This window comes from Burkholderia sp. RF7-non_BP4 (genome assembly GCF_001521935.1).
Lineage (GTDB): Bacteria > Pseudomonadota > Gammaproteobacteria > Burkholderiales > Burkholderiaceae > Burkholderia > Burkholderia diffusa.
On record NZ_LOTA01000053.1, the window covers coordinates 146935 to 166823 of the forward strand.

The 19889-nt window shown below is 66.7% G+C and carries 17 protein-coding genes; 2 read left to right on the forward strand and 15 right to left on the reverse strand.

Features of this window, described 5'->3' with window-relative positions:
• Window positions 1-41 precede the first annotated feature (41 nt).
• From WS49_RS18965 to WS49_RS18985, 5 genes are all read right to left on the reverse strand, one after another.
• Window positions 42-2195: a polysaccharide deacetylase family protein gene (locus tag WS49_RS18965; RefSeq protein WP_059531775.1), complete on the reverse strand. Its 2154-nt coding sequence runs from the start codon at window positions 2193-2195 to the stop codon at window positions 42-44.
• A 297-nt stretch (window positions 2196-2492) separates the two neighbouring features.
• Window positions 2493-3263, reverse strand: a complete 771-nt coding sequence (locus WS49_RS18970) for a hypothetical protein (RefSeq protein WP_059531778.1) — start codon at window positions 3261-3263, stop codon at window positions 2493-2495.
• Window positions 3264-3277: 14 nt separating this feature from the next.
• The gene (locus WS49_RS18975) at window positions 3278-4294 is read right to left on the reverse strand and encodes a YaiO family outer membrane beta-barrel protein (protein WP_059531781.1); all 1017 of its coding nucleotides are present in this window, start codon (window positions 4292-4294) and stop codon (window positions 3278-3280) included.
• 11 nt (window positions 4295-4305) lie between these two features.
• Window positions 4306-5301 carry a polymer-forming cytoskeletal protein gene (locus WS49_RS18980; protein WP_059531783.1) on the reverse strand — a complete coding sequence of 332 codons (996 nt, stop codon included), beginning with the start codon at window positions 5299-5301 and terminating at the stop codon, window positions 4306-4308.
• Window positions 5302-5304: 3 nt separating this feature from the next.
• A complete protein-coding gene (locus tag WS49_RS18985) occupies window positions 5305-6840 on the reverse strand; it encodes a glycosyltransferase family 2 protein (protein ID WP_059532400.1) in 1536 nt (511 codons plus the stop codon).
• A 1242-nt stretch (window positions 6841-8082) separates the two neighbouring features.
• Here WS49_RS18985 and wecB point away from each other — a divergent pair.
• Entirely contained in the window at window positions 8083-9300 is a 1218-nt protein-coding gene (gene wecB / locus WS49_RS18990; protein WP_059531786.1) for a non-hydrolyzing UDP-N-acetylglucosamine 2-epimerase, read from the forward strand.
• Window positions 9301-9338: 38 nt separating this feature from the next.
• Here wecB and WS49_RS18995 read toward each other — a convergent pair whose 3' ends face one another.
• From WS49_RS18995 to WS49_RS19020, 6 genes are all read right to left on the reverse strand, one after another.
• Entirely contained in the window at window positions 9339-10127 is a 789-nt protein-coding gene (locus tag WS49_RS18995; protein WP_059531789.1) for a hypothetical protein, read from the reverse strand.
• 101 nt (window positions 10128-10228) lie between these two features.
• Entirely contained in the window at window positions 10229-12091 is a 1863-nt protein-coding gene (locus tag WS49_RS19000) for a methyl-accepting chemotaxis protein (RefSeq protein WP_059531792.1), read from the reverse strand.
• A 149-nt stretch (window positions 12092-12240) separates the two neighbouring features.
• On the reverse strand, window positions 12241-12918 hold the full coding sequence (locus tag WS49_RS19005) for an OmpA/MotB family protein (protein ID WP_059531797.1): 678 nt from the start codon (window positions 12916-12918) through the stop codon (window positions 12241-12243).
• Window positions 12919-12936: 18 nt separating this feature from the next.
• Entirely contained in the window at window positions 12937-13701 is a 765-nt protein-coding gene (locus WS49_RS19010) for a flagellar motor protein (protein ID WP_059531800.1), read from the reverse strand.
• A gap of 23 nt (window positions 13702-13724) precedes the next feature.
• A complete protein-coding gene (locus tag WS49_RS19015; protein WP_257130208.1) occupies window positions 13725-15017 on the reverse strand; it encodes a Crp/Fnr family transcriptional regulator in 1293 nt (430 codons plus the stop codon).
• 190 nt (window positions 15018-15207) lie between these two features.
• Entirely contained in the window at window positions 15208-15870 is a 663-nt protein-coding gene (locus WS49_RS19020) for a glutathione S-transferase family protein (RefSeq protein ID WP_059532403.1), read from the reverse strand.
• Between the two features lie 303 nt (window positions 15871-16173).
• Here WS49_RS19020 and WS49_RS19025 point away from each other — a divergent pair, with 303 nt between their 5' ends.
• Window positions 16174-17532 carry a polyhydroxyalkanoate depolymerase gene (locus WS49_RS19025; RefSeq protein ID WP_059531805.1) on the forward strand — a complete coding sequence of 453 codons (1359 nt, stop codon included), beginning with the start codon at window positions 16174-16176 and terminating at the stop codon, window positions 17530-17532.
• A gap of 123 nt (window positions 17533-17655) precedes the next feature.
• Here the strand turns inward: WS49_RS19025 and WS49_RS19030 are convergent, their stop codons facing one another.
• From WS49_RS19030 to WS49_RS19040, 4 genes are all read right to left on the reverse strand, one after another.
• Window positions 17656-18123 carry a DUF3761 domain-containing protein gene (locus tag WS49_RS19030; RefSeq protein ID WP_059531808.1) on the reverse strand — a complete coding sequence of 156 codons (468 nt, stop codon included), beginning with the start codon at window positions 18121-18123 and terminating at the stop codon, window positions 17656-17658.
• A 68-nt stretch (window positions 18124-18191) separates the two neighbouring features.
• The gene (locus WS49_RS35690; protein WP_167359252.1) at window positions 18192-18329 is read right to left on the reverse strand and encodes an HHHH-motif protein; all 138 of its coding nucleotides are present in this window, start codon (window positions 18327-18329) and stop codon (window positions 18192-18194) included.
• 270 nt (window positions 18330-18599) lie between these two features.
• Entirely contained in the window at window positions 18600-19034 is a 435-nt protein-coding gene (locus WS49_RS19035; protein ID WP_059531811.1) for a cupin domain-containing protein, read from the reverse strand.
• A 70-nt stretch (window positions 19035-19104) separates the two neighbouring features.
• Window positions 19105-19872, reverse strand: a complete 768-nt coding sequence (locus WS49_RS19040; protein WP_059511632.1) for an ABC transporter ATP-binding protein — start codon at window positions 19870-19872, stop codon at window positions 19105-19107.
• Between the last annotated feature and the right edge of the window lie 17 nt (window positions 19873-19889).

The following is a 19889-nucleotide window of genomic DNA, read 5'->3' on the forward strand; positions in this document are numbered from 1 at the left end:
TTGGCCGCGTCGCGCGCCGGCGGGTATATCGACGTTGCGGCTCAGTGCACCTTGGCGCTGGTGAACTGGAGACTGGTGCCGCTATTCGCGGTCACGAGCCAGTACGTCGAGTCGGTGATGCCCACGCTGCCGCTGCCTTGCGTGATGATCGGCAACGCATACGCAGCCTTCGGCAACAGCCACGTCATGTTCGTCAGGCTGGTCGGGTGGCTGGCGGAGAATGCCCAGCCGCTACCCGTGTCGGTGGCCGACCACGTGACGTTCAGGCGCGCCCGGTCGAAGACCGTGATATCGGTCATCGTGTACCAGCGGAACTGCCCGGTCAGCTTCAGCAAATTGGCTTGAGTGAAGATCGAGGACAGCGTCGACGTATAGGACGACGCGCCGAGCGGGTGCGCGTAGATCAGGCGGCTCGTGTGGTTCGCGACGACGAAGTTCATCAGCGCGGCGTACCAGTTGTTCACGTCGGTCGTCGGCACCGCGTACTGCTGGAACTCCTCGAACGTCGCGTACTTGCCGAACGGCATCACGGGGTAAGCCCACAGGCCCGGGTTCAGCAGCGCACCGTTGCGGTATGCGCGGGTCGGCGCCGAGCCGGTGTGACCGGTGAAGTAGTACCCGTTGAAGCCATTGCTTTCGAGCCAGTTCACCGACCAGGTCGGCGTGTTGCCTTCCGGCGCCGCATACTCGATGTCGGGCAGGCCCGTCGCGGCCTGCACGGCCTGGTGGTTCATCACGAGGTACTGCGTGAACGTGCTCGCGTTCGTTTCACTCGCATTCGCCCCCCAGTAATCATGGATCCAGCCGCCGTGACTGCCGACGCGATGCCCCCTGCTGATGAAGTATTTGAGGAGATTCTGCGCCGTCGGGTTGTTGGCGAGATTGATGCCGCCGCCGTCACCGAAGGTCGCTTCGTCGGGCCCGGCAGTGACCACGACGGAGAACGGTCCGTTGTTCCACACGCCGAGGCTCTTCAGGTAAAGCGCCGGCTGGATCTGGTCGCCCGCGCAGAAGTGCCAGTTGAACACGAGCCCGGCCTGCGCTTTCGGCAGCGGCGACAGCGACGGCAGGTTCAGCATCTGCGTGCCGAAATAATGCAGGTAGCCGTGAATCAGCATGCCGTCGGTCTGGCCGTCGAGGTAGGCGAGCGGCAGGTTGACGAACAGCACGCCGCCGTTGCCGTATGGGTTGTAGCCGGACACCAGCCCGAACGTCGGCGAGGTCAGGATCGTCGTGCCGGAATACGTGCCCTGCGTGACGAAGCTCGGATAGGTCAGGAAGCCGTATACGTAGCCGGAGATGCCTTCGAGCGTGTCGGTGGTGGTCGTCAGCGTGGACGCAAGCGTGTTTGCCGTCTTGCCGGTCGAGGTGCTCAGCAGCGAACCGGCACTATACGTCGTGGTCTTCTTCAGTTTGCCGGTCACGGTGCCGGTCAGCTTCGGGAGCGTCTGGCTCAGCACGCCGCTGCCCGTGGAGGGCGTCGTGTACTGGAACCACGCATTGTGGTTGTAGTTCGCGAGGCCGCCCGGGTTCGACGGGCTGGCGGCCAGGAACAGCGCGCTGCCGGACGTCGATGCCGACGTCTTCGACGAGCCGGAGCTGCTCGTCGACGCGAACGAAGTCGTGGGGCTGGCGGCCGTGGTCGCCGAAGTCGTCGTCGTCCATGCCATCGACTTGCCGGGGGGCACTTGCAGCGTGCGCAGCCAACTGCTCATGCCGGTCACGTTGCCGAGGCCGATCATGTTGCCGCCGTATTGGTCATACAACACGTAGTCGACGCCGGCCATGTTGCTGAAACGAGACTTCGGGCTCACATAGAAGCCTGCCGAATTCAGTACGCCGAAATCGTAGACGAGCATCACCTTGCCGCCGTTCAGCGCGTAGTTCTGGATCGCCGTCACGAGCGCGTCGGCGGCCGTCGTATGCACCTGGTCCGGCAGGATCAGGCCCGGATACTGCGACAGCGACGAGCCGGCGGCCATGAACTGGCTGTCGGTCATGACGGTGATCTGCAACCCTTCTTCCTGCGCGGTATCGAGCCACGCGGACACGCGAGAATCAGGCAGCGTCAGCGTGTCGGGCACCAACAGGAGAAGCTGGTTGGTGGCCGCCCGAACGCCGCCCGGACTGAATGCGAACGCCAGCGCGAATAGCGCGAACAGTATCCGCAAGAACTTGCCTGACTTTGCCAACATGGTGTGCTCCTCGCTTAAGGAATGGGTGGCGCCACAGCAGCGATGAGCGTGCCGCCAGCTCGGCCCACCTTGCCCGGTAGATGTGTGCGGCTGCCCAGTTCGTCGAGCATCGAACGACGTCGGCCATCGGCGGCCGGCCCGTCTTCTCCGTTGGAAAAGAATCGATGCGACGCAGGGAGAGAAGCGAACAACGTGCCATTGGCTCCGGAAGCCCTGTCGTGCTCGCTCGGTGCGTCGCGTGCCGTGCGGTGCGGCGAAAAACGCGGCCGAATCGTTTCATCACTGATACGGCGGCGTTTAGCACGAATCGTCGGACGGATTCGTCAGCGAGCCGGGCCAGCTCGCGCAGTAGGTATAGAGCGTGACGAGCAGGCCGATCAGCAGCGGGCCGCCGAGCAGGAAATAGCAGAACGGCAGGAACAGCAGCGAGCCATGATGGATGACGACCGCGTGCAGCAGCATCACGAACGGCAGCGCGAAAATGAAGTAGCCGACCACGAGAAGCGATGCGGCGATCTTCTGCAGCGGTGTGAAATCGAGCGGGTAGTAAAGCGCCGCCATCACCAGCGGAATCAACGCGATCGCCGCGCCGTGCAGTACGAACATGTCACGCAGATGCAGCATCGGCACATATGGGAACGCGCCCGGTGCGAGCCAGAAATACGCGCAGATCAGCAGCTGCGTGAAGCTCGCGATACGTAACAGATATGCAACGGGCAACCAGTTCGCACGCCGGAAGAACGACGCGCCGAAGCCGATCGCGCAAAGCACCGCGGTCACGGCAAGCTGCGTCCCGCTCGGCATTCGCGCGGCGAGGTCGATCGACAGCAGCGGGACGCGCGGCGCATCGGGCGGGTAGCCGATCACGATCACGTGCAGTGCCGGATCGATCTCGTGCGCCCCCCACGCCATGACCGCGCGCCAGTAGCGCCACGCGAGCGGCAGACCGAGCCACAGCAACGCATAGAGCGTCGGGGTCAGCAGCACGATCGACATCAGCCAGCGCTGTGGATGCGGATGGATCCGCAGCGAACGGTCGACGGGAGGAAGGACGGGATGCGTCTGCATGGCGCCCGTTCCCGTTACCAGCGATAGAACACGCTCAGCTCGCCGCCGATCCGTGAATAGTAAGGGTTATGGTAGTAGTCGAATTCGAGTTGCGTACCCCACTTGCGCGTGAACCAGTAGCGCCATTTCGCGATCACTTCGTGACTGCGGAAATCGGCGATCTGCGAACCGGATCCGGTGACCTGATACGCCTCGCGGCCGAACCCGCCACGCAGTACGATCACGCTCTTCCCGACCTCGCCGTAGGTGACGGCGCCGTAGTATTGCGGCGCCTTCACCGACCCCGGCGAATCGACCGTGTAATTCGTCCCCGCCTCGAAGATCCACTTCGGCAGCGCATACCAGATCACGCCGGCGTGATACAGCTGATCCCGGTGGCCGCTGCGGTTCCATGCATAGCCGGCGCCCAGCGACACGATCAGCGACCGGTTGGACAACAGCTTGCGGTTGATCGAGAGGTCGACGCGCGCGCTCGGCAGGATCGTCCCGGACGTCGTGCCGGAAAAGCCGATCCCGCCGAACCAGTCCGGTCCCAGGTCCTGCACGTACGTCAGTGCGCCGAGCTGCGTGCTCTCGCCGAAGCGATGCAGTTGCGCCAGCTCGCCGAGTATCGTGCGGCCGCCGTCCTGATAGACGCCGCGCACGTGCACGCCGTACCAGTCGCCATACCCGTGCGTCAGGTGTGCGCTGGACACGCCGAGCGACATCTCGGCATGGCGCTCGCTCGGCGCCTGCACGTGCGCGATCACGGCGTCGGGCAACGGCGGCCGGTTCGTATCGTCAGGCGAGAATTCGGCGAGCGGCGTGCCGTCCGGCAGGCCGTCGGCGGACACGCGCACGAACGTGGGCGCGTCGAGCGTGCGCGGCACGATGACTGGCGCGGCGGCGGCGGGCGACTGCGCGGGTGCCGGCGCACCGGCGTCATCCGGCTGCGCCGCGAGCACCGGGAGCGGGCCGACGGCAACGCCGCACAGCACCGCCAGAGCGGCGACCGGTGCGCGCGAGCCGCGACGGCGGGAACGATCGGACATGGAGGCGCTCCTTAACGGGATGCGTGAAACCAGCCGCTGCGGCATGCGACGAGGTCGCCGTGCACGCATGCATGGCCAACGACCGAAACGTCGCGCGCACAGGCGCTGACAGGATGACCGGCCACGCCGATGCGCGCGCCGGTCAGGCGCAGCAGGCCGCCGGCCGACACGACGCCGTCGATGCAACTGCCGCTGGCGAGCAGCACGTCGTCCCGCGCGAACACCGAGCCGTGCAGCAACGCGTGGCGCTCGAGCTCGACGCGATGCGCCTTGACGCCGCCGCGCAGCACGCAGCCGTCGCCGAGCACCAGCGTGCCGTCCACGACGAGGTTCCCCTGCACGACCGTATGCGCGGGCAGACGCACGTCGCAGGGCAGCAGGTAGCGGCCGTGCACGTAGCGATGCGGCAGCGTCGAGAAGTGGCGGGTCAGCGAGATCGCACGGCGCGGTGCGACGGCCGTATCGTCGGTCGGCGCCGTCGGCGCCTTGCCGAACACGATCGGTTCGCCGTACAGGCACGCGAAGCCGCCGGCGCCATGCAGGTATACCGTCCCGCCCACCACGACGCCGCGCAGCACCGCGCTGTCGACGTCGATCTGCGGCGCGTGCGCGAGCATGCCGATCGTCGCGCCGGCACGAACGTCGATGCGCTGCTCGGCGAACGCATACGTGGCCCGCGCGCCGCCATCGAGCGTGATCGCGCGATCCGCGTACAGCACGTCCTCGCAATGCTCGTCGTGCACGACGCGGATCTCGTCGTCATGCCGCACCAGGAGGCCGAGCGCGTGCCACGGCGGCATCGCGGACGCATCGGCCGGCCGCGCACCACCCGCGTGCGCGCGCAGCGCATCGCGCCAGCGCGCGGCGAGCAGCGCCTGGTCGACGAACGGCCCGTCGCCGATCGGCAATGCCGCCACGTCGCTGCGCCGGATCAGCTCGTGCAGCAGCGGCAGGAACGGCAGGCTCAGCACGCCCGCCACCGGCACCATCACATTGAAGGTCGTCATCGTTCACCGCCCCGGTTTCAGTTGCCGGCGAAAACGCTCGGTCTTGTCCCATTTCAGTTCGCGGCGCAACGCGGCGTCGAGCACGAGCCCCCATAGCGCGGACACCACGGCCGCGATCGTCACGCAAAAGCCGACCACGTTGACCGGCACGAGCCGCAGGCGCGTCGCGCGACCGTCGAGCCGCGCGGCGACGACGATCTCGAAGAACACGCCGAAATTGCCGAAGGTGCTGAACGCGAACAGCGCGAACAGCGACACGAGCAGGCCGAGCGCCGTCGAGTTGACGCCATTGAGCAGATAAAGCGTGATCGCGGTGCCCCACGCGATCGCGAGCAGCGCGGGCATCAGGAACACGCCGAGCAGCAGCGCGCCGTCCAGCCGGCAGCGCCGCGAAATCAGCGGATTGCGCAACACCGGACCGAGATAGCGCAGCAGCGTCTGGTTGTGCCCCTTCGCCCAGCGCGTCAGCTGCCGCGCGCGCACGGCCCAGCGCTCGGGCACTTCCTCGTAGCATTCGGCGTGATTCAGGTAGACCGTGCGCCAGTCGCTCAGCAGCAGGCGATAGGTCATGTCGGTATCCTCGGCGAGCATGTCGTCGCACCATCCGCCGACCGCATCGAGCGCGCCCTTGCGGATGCCGCCGACCGTGCCGCCGTACTGCGGCACCAGGTTCAGGTTGTTGCGCGCCTGCTGGTTGACCTGATAGCCGCCCGCGCGCTCGAGATCGAGCAGCCGCGCGAGCAGATTGCTGTCGGCGTTCTGCGGCACGACGCGGCCCATCACCGCGCCGACTTCCGGATCGAAGAACGGCGCGACGAGTTCCTTCAACAGCCCGGGACGCGGCAGATAGTCGGCATCGAACACCACCATGATGTCGCCGCGGATGAAGCGCAGCGCGTCCTTCAGCGCGGCCGCCTTGCCCGGCTTGCCGCTCTCGCGATGAAACGGCTTGATGAGCTCGGGCGCCAGCGCGCGCACCTCGTCGATCAGCGCGCGCGTGTTGTCGGTCGAACGATCGTTGACCGGAATGATCATCAGCCGGTCGTGCGGATAGGTCGTCGCGAGCAGCGCCATCAGGCAATCGACGACGACGGCTTCTTCGTTGTGCGCGGCGACGAACACCGTGAGCCGCGGCCATTCGCCGTGGGTCACCGCCCGATAAGGCGCGTGCTGCGGCTTGAACAGACGGTCGAGACTGAACACGTAATGCCGCGCCGCGTAGACGCAGGTCAGTAGCGTGAACAGCCACAGGTAGGCGACACAGGGAATCAACAGCACGTCGGGATCGAACGTGGCCTGCGCGGTACGGGCCGACGCCGGGCCGAGCAACGCGTCCGCGTCGGTCGACGCGCGCACCGCGAGCGGCGCGGCACCGGCATAGGCGGCGCCGCGCTCCGCCGCGCCGGCGGCAGGCATGCCGAGGCGCACAGCGTCGGCGAACGGCCGCAACGCGGTGTCGTGCACGACCTGCGAGCAGGCCAGCACGATCAACAGCAGGATGCCCTCGACGCAGAGCGACACCGTCCGACGGTTCTTCATGTCCTGCCCCCGTGCCGGCGACGGCGGCAGCCGAGCGCTTGCGCCCGGGCCGTGCATCGCGCGGATGTCAATGGGAAGCGGCCGCACGTTCGTCGCGCAAGCGCGGGCGTCTTCCGCGCCGGACGAACGTGTCCTGCCGCTTTCCGGATTCGTTGCTTTGGCGTCCCTGCCCGTCTGCTGTCGTTGGAACACGTCGGAACGCGCCTGTCCGCCCAGAACAAGCAAGCGGCGAGCCATCGACCGCCGCGCCCCGTGCGGCAAGGACCCACGATCAGGCGGCGGGCGCGGCCGGGGCCGCGGCCGAGTGTTTTTGATTCACCGGCGAATCAGCTTTTGGCACGGCATGTGCGGTCGGCAGCGCGATCCGTTCGCGTTGCGCGGTGAATCGTCTGTTCATCGCACGTATGTCGCCTCGCGCGCGTCGGCTTCGAGACCCGATCCGTCGCGAATCGCCATCGCACGGGCCATGTCCGGAAAACGTCCGCGCTGACGCTGCCGCGCGCGTCGGAAGGCCGTCATGCGTGCATACCCGCCGCATTCCGGCCGCGCGTTACAGATACGCAACATTTCGCGCCTGTCGGCTCGAGCAGCGCGCGCGATGCGGCACGACGGGCAAATCATTTCTCCGTGACCCGATCCGGACAATCGGCGACACGCCTTTCATTGCCCAGACAAAATTCGCATGTCGAAGCGATTCAATGCGCTTCGAACGATGGATGCCGTTCGAGCGGTAGTCGACGCTCGATCCGCGCCGCCGTGCTTCGCATGACGCGACCGCACTGCTCGCGCGAATGGGCGTCCGTTTATCTGCATCGCACCCTTCCTCCGATCCGGCGTCCGTAGCAGTTGTGAAACGTTCCGTAACGAAACGCGCATGCCGTGCGAATCGGACCCGGACGCAGGGGCCGCTGGTTTGAATATTGCTGTATGGAAAGCGGGATCGCCTTCCCGGTGCGCCGGCGCGTAGCGACGCGAATCGTGTGACGGAAGGACGTGGCGATCGACACGATGAGGAACGCTAATGACGTGATTGACGAGATGCAAGGGGACGTCCGTAGTCCGACGATTGCGCGGCGGAGACCGCGCGGACAAGAACGGTGCGCTCGCCCCGCCGCGCCGCTGAATGTCGTGCGGCCGACGCCGGCCGGCGTCGCCGCATGCGGAACGGGACGAGTCGCCTGCAACCAGGTTTGGCGCCAGGTGCCGGGTCTTCCGGCGCGAAGATGCTCAACGAGGATAACGATGAAGAAGATCTTGCTTGTATTCGGGACTCGGCCGGAAGCCATCAAGATGGCGCCGCTCGTCCGCGCACTGAAGTCGCGCAAGGATATCGACGCCCGCGTATGCGTGACCGCCCAGCATCGGGAGATGCTGGATCAGGTCCTCACGTTGTTCGACATCAAGCCAGACTACGATCTCAATCTGATGCGCCAGAGCCAGACGCTGACCGACGTGACGACCGGCATTCTCCAGGCGATTGGGATCGTCTTCGACGACTTCCGCCCCGACGTCGTCCTGGTGCACGGCGACACGACGACGACGCTGGCCGTCAGTCTCGCCGCGTTCTACCGCTATCTGCCGGTCGGGCACGTGGAGGCGGGCCTGCGCAGCGGCGATATCTGGTCGCCGTGGCCGGAGGAGCTGAATCGCCGCGTGACCGATGCGGTGTCGTCATGGCATTTCGCGCCGACGGGCCAGGCGCGCGACAACCTGTTCAGCGAAGGCGTGCCGGTTGGCGCGGTCGTGATGACGGGCAACACCGTGATCGATGCGCTGCACGACGTCAAACGCATGCTCGACCACGATACCGTGCTCAACGACAAGATCGCCGCGCACTTTCCCTTTCTCGATCCGTCCCGCCGCGTCGTGCTGATCACCGGCCATCGCCGTGAAAGCTTCGGCGAGCCGTTCCGGCATTTCTGCGAGGCGCTCTGCACGCTCGCGAACCGCTATCGCGATGCGCAGTTCGTCTATCCGCTGCACCTGAATCCGAACGTGCGCGAGCCGGCGCGCGCGCTGCTCGGCAGCGTGCCGAACATTTACCTGATCGATCCCCAGGAATATCTTTCGTTCGTATTCCTGATGTCGCGCTCGCATTTCATCATCACCGATTCGGGCGGCATCCAGGAGGAAGGGCCCGCGCTCGGCAAGCCGGTGCTCGTCACGCGCGAGACGACCGAGCGGCCCGAGGCGATCCAGGCCGGCACCGCGCGGCTCGTCGGCACGGACCGGGAACGAATCGTCTGGGAGGCGTCGCGGCTGTTCGACAGCGAAAGCGCGTACGAGGAAATGGCGCGCGCGAGCAATCCGTATGGCGACGGCCATGCGAGCGAGCGGATCGTTCACGCGCTGATGCATTCGCCTGGGGCGACCGCGAGTGCGACGAGCTTTTCGCTGGGCGCCGCGGAGATGCCGTTCAACGCGCTCACGCTGGGGCTGCAGGCGTTGCGGTCGCCTTGAATCCGGTCGGCGGGCGACACGCCGACGCCTACCGTCCGCTACCGGACCACGGCATCGGCCATCGATTGCGCCTGCGCGATCAGCCGCGGGTAGATCCGCTGCGACACCACCTGCGCGGCGAAACACGCCTGTCGCGCGTCCTCGGGCACGCGCCCCGCGCCGCACGCCAGGATCGGGCGCAGCGTCACGCTCTTCCACTGGATATAAACGCGTTCGCCCTGCCGGACCGACACGGCCAGCGTGTTCGGCCCCTCGGGCACGCCGTCCTGGCTTTCGCCCAGCAGCCACGCCTTCACCACGCCGTCGGCCGGCTGCCGCTTGACGGGCAACTCGGCGAAGCGAAACGCCGCGGCGTCGTCGCCGAATACGTCCGTGTAAAGTGTTTCATTGTTGAGAATCGCGGCCACGTCGTCCGTCGGCTTGATGCCCGCATCCGCCGTGCTCGCCCACGCCTTCAGCAGCGGAACCGTCGTCACGACGAGATTCGTCTTGCCGTCGGCCGACTTGAAGGCCAGCCCGTCCGGCCCCGGCGGCATCCCGTCGACGGGGCCGACGCTCTGCACCGTTCCCGCCGCCTTCGCGGCAAACCCTTTCGCCCGGACCGTGCCGATGAGCCTCGCGAGCCGCGCATTCACGTCGGCCGTGTACTGCTGGTCGACACGCGGTCGATCTTCCGTTCGCGCCGCGGCCACGGCCGCCGCGGCCTTCTTCCGATACGCAAGATACGAATCTGCCGGCGATGCGATCACCTTCGCCCCAACCGCGCCGAGCACCGCCGCGACCACCACCGCCCCTACCCCGACCTTCAGTCTTGAAATGCGCTTCATTTTTATGACGTTGACGAATCCCGCGCCGACCGCGAAAACGTCCGCCGCGATCCCGCGGCCGACGCCCCTCAGAAGCGCATCATTCTAACGTCGCGCGCGCTTCATTCATCCACCTTGAATGCCGATACCAGCTGCGTCAGTTCCGCCGCCTGCTGCTTCAGGCTTTCCGCCGCCGCCGCGCTTTCCTCCACCAGCGCCGCATTCTGCTGCGTCATCTGATCGAGCGACTGCACCGCGTCGCCGATCTGATCGATGCCGGCGCTCTGTTCCAGGCTCGCTTCGGCGATCTCGCTCATCATCGCGCTGACGCCCTGCACCTGCGATACGACGTCGCTCATCACCTTCCCTGCCTCGCTGACGAGCCGCGACCCGGCGTCCACCGTCCCCGCGCTGTGTTCGATCAATGCCTTGATTTCCTTCGCCGCCTGCGCGCTGCGCTGCGCGAGATTGCGCACTTCCGACGCGACGACCGCGAACCCGCGGCCCTGCTCGCCGGCGCGTGCGGCCTCGACCGCCGCGTTCAGCGCGAGGATGTTCGTCTGGAACGAGATGCTGTCGATCATCACGATGATCTCGGAGATGCGCTGCGACGCATCGCTGATCTGCTCCATCGTCGTCACGACTTCGCCCACGACGTGCCCGCCGCGCATCGCCGTATCGGATGCGCCCGTGATCAGCTTCGCGGCCGTCGTCGCGGTTTCGGTGTTGTTGCGCACGACCGCCGTGATTTCCTCCATCGACGAAGCCGTCCGCTCGAGGTTGCTCGACTGCCCTTCGGTCCGCTCGCTGAGGTCCGCATTGCCCGACGCGATCTGCGCGGAGCCGGTCGCGATCGACGCGGACGCCGCGCGAATCCGGTGAACGAGCGTCGACAACGACGACACGAAGCGGTTGAACGCGTCCGACAGCTGGCCGATCTCGTCCTCGCTCTCGACCGTCATCCGGCGCGTCAGGTCGCCCTGGCCGCTCGCGATCTCCGACAGCAGCGTCGCCGCGCGGCGGATCGGCGCGGCGATCGCGCGCCCGACCAGCCAGATCACGACCAGCGCGACGCCGAGGCCCGCGACCGCGGCGACCAGTGCCGCGCTGCGAATCGCACGCGTCACCGGGCCGAGCAGTTCGGCCTGCGGCACTTCGACGACCACGTACGCATTCAGCTCCGGAATGAACGACGTCGCGATGAAGCGCGCACCGCCGTCGCCGTCGTAGCTCAGGTACGCATACGGCTGGCCGGCCAGCAGCGTCGACGATGCATCGCCGGGCAGCCCCGGTTCGTCCTTCAGGAAGTGCTTGCCGTCGATCAGCGACGTATCGCGATGCATCATGATCGCGCCGTCGGGCCGCACGAGGTACGCGAACCCGGTATCGCCGATCCGGTACGCGGCGATCCCCTTCGCGAGCGCGTCGACGGACAGGCTCATGCCGGTCGCGCCGACCGGCGCGCCGTCGAGTTCCACGCGGCTGTTGATGAACATCATGTAGCCGCCGGCCGTGACCTCGCGGTCCATGTTCACGTCGTAGGTCTTGCCCGATGCGAGGAAGGTCGCGAGCCACCGATCGTTGTCGGTGACCTTCCGCTGCAGGCCGGCCTCGTTGTAGTAGTTGCCGCTCTTCACCGACACCCACTGCACGGACGCCGCCTTCTGCTCGTCCTTCACGTTCCTCGCCAGCTGGATCCAGTTGCGCGTGCCGGCGTCGGGCTCGCCGTCGGCTTCCCATTGCAGCAGGAACGCATCGCGCGCAAGGACGCGCGATGCGGCGATCGGCCCGGCCAGCTGCCGCTGCACGTCGGCGCGGATGCCGCTCACGGCCGTCGGCAGCCCTTCGCGGACGACGCGCTCGCGCACGGCGTTGCCGATCAGACGGACACTCAACCCGCTCGAGATCGCGACGAACACGAGCAGGCAGCTCGTCATGCTGAGAATCAGCTTGTTCTGAATGGACAGCTTGCGCCAGAAATGCATGGGGAACCCTCGATAACCGCTCGGTCTGAGCCAGCTTGGGTTATCGGCAGGCGCGCGCGGAATCGCATCGCCGGGTTCACATGTTCGTCATGCGAGATCGGATATGTCGTTGACGGATAGCCGTCGCGCGCCTGGCGAGGTTCGCACGCTCAATACGCGACGAAGATGGTCACGCGCCGGTTGCGCGCCCTGGCGGCCGCATCGTCGCCCGCGACGAGCGGCTGCGTATCGGCCCGCCCGATCGCGGCGAGCCGGTGCGGGGCGACGCCGCGATCGGCCAGATAGCGCACGACGCTGCCCGCCCGCGCGGACGACAGCTCCCAGTTCGATTCGTATTTCGCATTCGCGATCGGCACGCTGTCGGTATGCCCTTCGACGAGAATGTCGCCGGTCGCATGTTCGCTCAGCGCCTGCGCGATCCGGCCGAGCACCGGCGTCGCATCGGGCAGCAAGCGTGCGTCGCCGACGTTGAACAGAACCTTCGCGTCGATGCCGATCTCGATGCCATGCCGCGCGCGCACGAGCGAGATGCGGCCGCTCGACTTCAGCGCGTCGAGCGATGCCAGCCAGGCGGGGGCACGCTCGGGCATCGCCGCGCCGGGCGCGCTGGCGGTCCCGCTGTCGTGCCGCGCGAGCGTCTGATAGCGCGCGTCGAGCGCGTTGTATTTCGCGAGCTGCAGCACGTACAGCGCGAGAAACAGCACCATCAGCGTCGTGATCAGATCCGCGTAGGAAATCAGCCAGCGTCCGGATTGCGTGCCTTCGCCTTCGTCGTCGCGATCGGCGGCGAGCGAGCCCGCCCGCGCGCCGTCAGTTCGAGCGGTCATGTCGAAGCTCCCGGTGCATCATGCGAGGGACTCCGCCGCGCGGCCGCGCACGTCGCCGGTCAGCCGCGTCTCGATCGTATGCGGCGATTCCTTGCGCGAAATCGCGAGCAGGCCGTCGAGATACAGCTTGCGGAATCGCAACTCGCTGTCGATCTGCGCGCGCAGCTTGCCGTAGAGCGGCAGAAACACGAGGTTCGCGAACGCGAGGCCGTAGAGCGTCGCGATGAACGCGACCGCGATGCCCGGTCCGAGCTGCGCCGGTTCGAGAATGTGGCTCGTCACCTGGACCAGCCCGAGCACCGAGCCGAGAATGCCGAACGTCGGCGCATAGCCGCCGGCCTGCTGCCACACGCGCGCGGCCGCGAGCCGGCTGCGCTCGTATGCGTCGAGCTCGCGGTGCAGCGCGTCCTCGAGCACGGCGGTCGACACGCCGTTCGCGAGCAGTTCGAGCCCGCGCCGCGCGAACGGATGGATACCGCTCACGTCCATCGATTCGAAGGCGAGCAACCCGTCGAGCTTCGCGCGATCGCCCCACTCCAGCAGGTCGGTCAGGTGCTTGCGGTCGACTTCCTGCGCACGCACGAACGCGAGCCGCAACTGTTTCACCGCATCGAAGAACCGCGCCCACGTGTTCTGGATCATCACCGCGCCGAGCGTACCGCCGAGCACGATCACGAGCGCCTCGAACTGGAACAGCGTCGAAAAATGTCCGCCTTCCAGTGCGAAGCCGAACACGATGGCCGCGCCGCCGAGCAGCACGCCGGCCAGGGTCAACAAGTCCATGGGTGTCTCCGTCGGGTTGCGCGTCACGCGTCGGATGAAGCCAGCGGCATGGGTGCCGCGCCTGCCGCCGGCGCCTTGGCCGCGCGCACGGCATCGAGCACGCGCCGTTCGATCTCCTCGATCTCGATCGGGTCGAGCTTCAGCTCGCGGCGCATCACCCACGACACCTCGTTGCGCCGCGCTTCCGTCATCACGGAGAACAGCTTGTCGGCCACCGCGCGATCGTCGAGGCTCGCGATCAGCTTCGCGAGATCGTACGTATCGAACGCACTGATCACGTCGAACAGCGTGCGCTGGTCGACCCACACGATATCCTCGAGCGCGCGCACGTCGCCGCCGGCGCGCGGGCTGCGCCGCGAGAAATACGCGACGCCCTTCTGCTCGACGTAACCGAGCACCTTCGACTTGCGGAACGCGAACACCTCGTCGGCGATCTCGCCGTGCGACAGCTTGTTGAGCAGCAGCTTCCGGTCGACGCCGATCAGCGCTTCGAGATCGGCCAGCTCGATCAGTTCCAGCTCGCTGTTGATCGACAGGTCGAGATCGTGATCGGCGACCTGCTGCGCGCGATCGACCACGCGCGCGGCGTCGAACGTGACGACCTGGCGCGCATCCGATGACGCCGTGTAATCGGCCGAGCCGCCGGCATGGTCCGCCTGCGCGGCTTCGATCGTGACGAGATTGAGCTTCTCCATGCGGCGCAGCATCGCAAGCACGTGCGGGCGCGAATGGCCGGCGATCGCGCGACAGCGGCGAATCACGTCGGCGAGCGGCACCGATGCCTCGGCCGCCTGCGCCTGCATCGGCCGCCGCGACCACGCGTCGTCCGATCCGCGCGTGTCGGCGCCCGCCATCAGCGACAGCACATGCGCATACGACAGCACGCCCGGCATGAAATCCGCGTGCGTATAGGTCGCGAGCTGGTCGTCCTTGCGCTTCACGCGTCGGATCATCGTGCGCACGACATGACGGAGCAGCGCGGACACGTGCTCGATTTCTTCGTCGAGCAGCGTGGCCGGCACGACCGTGAGCTGACAGAACGACAGCGCCTTCGCCGTATGCGCGCGCGGCTCGGCAGCGAGCAACGCGGATTCGCCGAAGAACTCGCCGCGCCCGAGCGTCGCGACGACGACACGCTTGTCTTCGCAGCGCGTCGACAGCTCGACCTTGCCGTCGGCGATCAGAAAGATGACGGGCTCGCCGGCGAAGCCCTCCGAGTAGATGATCTCGCCGGGCGCGGCCGTACGCGTCCAAGATTGCTGACGGTTCAAGTTGGTTCCCCTGCTGCGCTGGTTGTTGCGGACTGCGCGTCGCATGTCGCATGCATGCGATCGACAGTCGTCCCCGTGCCCGTTTAACGTCATCGGCGCCGGCATCCTTTAGGGAATTCGTCCTCGTTTCCAGCGAAAATCAACGTAAAACGTTTGCGAGTTGCGCAGTTGCGGCGGCGGTTCGTTTCGATGGACGTGCCGGCGTCCGATTCAACGCACGAAGGTGCGTCGCGCGTCAGAACTCCATGTCCAGTTCGTCGATGTCTTCGTGCTCCGCTTTCGCGGCATCGATCCACTCCGCGACGAACGGATGCGCGAGGATGCGCATGCAGTACTCGGCGATATCGGGTTCGAGTTTCACGTCGTAGGTCAGGAATCGCGTGACGACCGGCGCGTACATCGCATCGGCGACGCCGATCCGCTCGCCGAACAGCCAGGGGCCGCCGTACGCGTCCAGACAATCGCGCCAGATCGTCACGATGCGCTCGATGTCGTGCTGCGCACGCGACCAGATCCGGAAACCGGAGAAGTGCGCGCGCAGGTTCATCGGCAGCGCGGAGCGCAGCGCGCTGAAACCGGAATGCATCTCGCCGCAGATCGACCGGCAATGCGCGCGCGCATGCCGGTCGTCGGGCAACAGCCTGGCCTGCGGCCGGATCTCGTTCAGGTATTCGGCGATCGCGAGCGTGTCCCACACCGTGCTGCCGTCGTGCGTCAGGCACGGCACGAGGATCGACGGCGACAGCAGCAGCAACTCCGCGCGCGATGCCGCGTCGATCGGCACGCTGACGGTCTCGAACGCGAGTCCGCTCAGTCTCGCGAGCAGCCAGCCGCGCATCGACCACGACGAGTAGTTGCGGCTGCTGATGGTCAACGTCGTCCGCCCGGTAGCTTCCATGTCGCTCTCCCGCTGATTGCCGTTCGTGCCCCTGCACCGAAAGCGCACGCCGCGCCACGCGAACCGCACCACGCCAGTGCGGCGCGTTCGCCGAAGTGGCGCACCGCCGCCTGGTGCAAAGGCACGGCCGTTACCCCGAACCGCAGCAGCAGCGCGCGGCGTTCGGTCGCCCGGCTGCACGGGGACCGCATGTATCGCCGTGTCCGTCGCCGCGTTCGAGAACCGCGTGCAACGCGCGTGCCAGCCGCATGCTGGCACACGGCTTGCCTCGCTCCATGCAACGTGACGCAACGAGCGACGGACATGAACCTGCTTGCCTATCCGTACTACCAATGGTCTGCGGAATGCCTGCGCCCGGCGCGCGCATGGGCGGCCGTCACGCGCGCGACGATGTCGCAGTGGCCGGCCGCCACGTCGACGCCGACGGGCCGCATGGTCGACGCGCTGTGCGAACTGCTCGAATGCTGCGCGTTCTCGCACCGGCGCCCGCCGTTCGGCATCGCGTCGGTCGTCGTCGACGGCGAATCGGTGCCGATCGTCGAGGAAGCCGCGGCGGCCACGCCGTTCGGCACGCTGCTGCATTTCCGCAAGGCGCGGCCGATTGCGCGCCAGCCGCGCGTGCTGATCGTCGCGCCGATGTCCGGGCATTTCGCGACGCTGCTGCGTGGTACGGTCGCCACGATGCTGGCCGATCACGACGTGTACATCACCGACTGGCACAACCCGCGCGACATCCCGCTTTCGGCCGGGCGATTCGGCTTCGACGAATACGTCTCGCACGTGATCGATTTCATTCACCAGATCGGCCCGGACGCGCACGTGCTCGCGATCTGCCAGCCGACCGTCGCCGCGTTGTCGGCGGTCGCGCTGATGGCCGCCGCCGGCGATCCGACCCAGCCCGCGAGCCTGACGCTGATGGCGGGGCCGATCGACTGCCGCGTGAATCCGACGAAAGTCAACGCGCTCGCCACGAGCCGGCCGATCGAATGGTTCGCGCGCAACCTGATCAGCGTCGTGCCGACCGGCTTCGTCGGCGCGCAGCGCTGCGTGTATCCGGGCTTCGTGCAGGTCGGCGCGTTCATGTCGATGAATCCCGACCGCCATGCCGCTTCGTTTGCCGACCTGTACTACGAGCGTGCGAAAGGCGACCCCGCGAAAGCCGACACGCTGCGCCACTTCTACGACGAATACTTCGCGACGGCCGATCTCACCGCGGAGTTCTATCTGGAAACGGTCGAGAAAGTATTCCAGCAATATGCGCTCGCGCGCGGCGAGCTGCTGGTCGGCGACCGGTTGGTGGAACCGGCCGCGATCCACCGCACCGCGCTGCTGACGATCGAGGGCGAGAAGGACGACATCTGCGCCGTGGGCCAGACCGTGGCCGCGCAGGAGCTGTGTTCGGGATTGCCGCCGTACCTGAAAACGCACCACGTGCAGACGGGCGTGGGCCACTATGGCGTGTTCAACGGCAGCCGTTGGGAAACGCAGATCTATCCGATCGTCCGGGCGACGATCCATGACAACGAGCCGTACGATCGCACCGCCGATACGGACGGCGGCGCGAGCGGCGCGCACTACGTGACGCTGCGGTCATTGCTCGATGCACGCGCGGCCGATCGCGATGCGGCGGCGACCTCGCCGCAATCCGATCGCGTGCACTGAACCCGCGCGGTACGGCAGCGATCGGCGCGGCACGTCGGCGTTGAAAACGAAGCGCCCCGCACGGATGGCGGGGCGCGATGCCGGTCAGTGCGCGAGCGGCAACGCTCGCGCATGCCGTCGATATTACGAACAGACCTTGCCGTGCGACGCGTGGTAGCCCTTCGCCTTCGCATCGGCTTCCGACATGTAGCTGCCGTGCTTCGTCTTGCCGTAGTACTTGTCGGTCGAGCAGTGGTAGACCTTCGTGCTGTCGTTGGCCCACACCTTGCCCGCGCCGCCGCCGGGCGCCGCTGCCGCGGTCGTCGCGGGCGCGCTCTTCGCCGGTGCCGCGGCCGATGCGGCGGAAGCGGAAGCCGCGGTCGCGGGGGCTGCGGCCGGTGCGCTGGCCGCGGCTGCCGACGATGCGCCGTACCACGTCTTCACGCCCTTGTGACCGGCACATGCGCCCTTCTTCGACGCGCCCGAGTAGAACGAGCCATCCTTGCACAGCCCGGTCGTGCCGGCCGGCGCGCTGGCCGGAACCTGTGCGAACGCACCGATCGACATGCCCATGCCCGCGACGAGCGCGGCGATCAACATCGTCTTTTTCATAGTCCTCTCCTGATTTGCCTGAATGGGAAAAACGTCCCGACGCGATGCCGGGAATACCGCGCCACGGGTCAACGGACCCAGCGGCACACGCGGTGATGGTGGTGATCGAAATGGCACACGCGGTGCGAATGGGCTTCGGCCAGCGCCGGGACGAGAGCGGCGCAAGCGACGGCCGTCACGGTCAGGATCTTCGCGATGCGGGTCATGACATTCTCCTGGGTAAGCCAGCCGGTGATCCGGCTGTTATCCCCTTAACGCCGGTCCCCGATGTGCCGTGCACCGCACCCGCATCGAATTGACGATCTTTGACGGCGTGTAACGAAACGTCACGCGAGGCTGACAAACGCCTGTCTGTCATTTCCAATTCCTTACATGACGAACGCTTCGGATGTCGAATGACTGAAGGCCAATAAAAAAACCGCCCGAAGGCGGTCTTTCCCAGGCACGTGGATGCCTCGCATGCGAAACGACGGCGGCTACGCGCCTGCGTCGCCCCACGGCGTCGGCGCAGGCACTTCGCACGGCCCTTCGACGTCGATCGACTTGAAATCGGCCGGCCCGACGATCTCCAGATACTCCATGTCGGGCGAATAGTCGAACAGGTAATGCACGATTCCCGGTGCCTGGTGCACGCAGTCGCCGGCGTTCACCAGCGTCTCGCGCTCGCCATACATGAAGCGCGCCCAGCCTTTCAGCATGATCACGATGTGGAACTCGGCCTCGTGACGGTGCCAGCCGGTGCCCGCCGTCGGTGCATGATTCGCCCTGACGAGTTGCGCGACGACCTTGCCGTTCGTCGCGGCCGCGATGCCGAGATCGCGATACAGGAAGAAGTCGCGCAGGCCTTCGCCTTGATACGCGGTGTCCTGCGGCCTCACGTGGGAAAACGCGGTAGGGGTCGGCGTGCTCATCGCGGCGCTCCTCGATCGAAAGAGTCATCCGGGACAAGCATTTAGCGTTCCAGGCCGCGGCAGCGTCCGCTTACTTGAGCCGCCCCGACAGGAACTGCCCGAGCCGCTCGCTCTTCGGATTGACGAGAATCTCCCGCGGATCGCCCTCTTCCTCGATCTTCCCCTGGTGCAGGAAGATCACGTGGTTCGACACGTTGCGCGCGAAGCCCATCTCGTGCGTGACGACGACCATCGTGCGGCCTTCCTCGGCGAGCTTCTGCATCACCTTCAGCACTTCGCCGACGAGTTCCGGGTCGAGCGCCGACGTCGGTTCGTCGAACAGCATCACCTCCGGTTCCATCGCGAGCGCACGCGCGATCGCGACGCGCTGCTGCTGGCCGCCCGACAGGTGCGACGGATACATGCCTTCGACGCGCGGCGCGAGGCCAACCTTCTCCAGATACTTGCGCGCCCGCGCGACGGCCTCTTCCTTGCCGATCCCGAGCACGGCCATCGGCGCCTCGATCACGTTCTCGAGCACCGTCATGTGCGCCCACAGGTTGAAGTGCTGGAACACCATCGACAGCTTCGTGCGCATGCGCTGCAGCTGCTTCTGGTCGGCCACGCGCAGCGACCCGTTGCGGTCGCGCGTGGTCTCGATCGGCTCGCTGCCGATCGTGATCTGCCCCGAGCACGGCTGCTCGAGGAAGTTGATGCAGCGCAGGAACGTGCTCTTGCCGGAGCCGCTCGAGCCGATGATGCTGATCACGTCGCCGGCCTTCGCCTTCATCGACACGCCCTTCAACACCTCGTTGTCGCCGAATTTCTTGTGCAGGTTGTCAACGGTGAGCTTGTACATGCTTGGTCCTTCCTTGC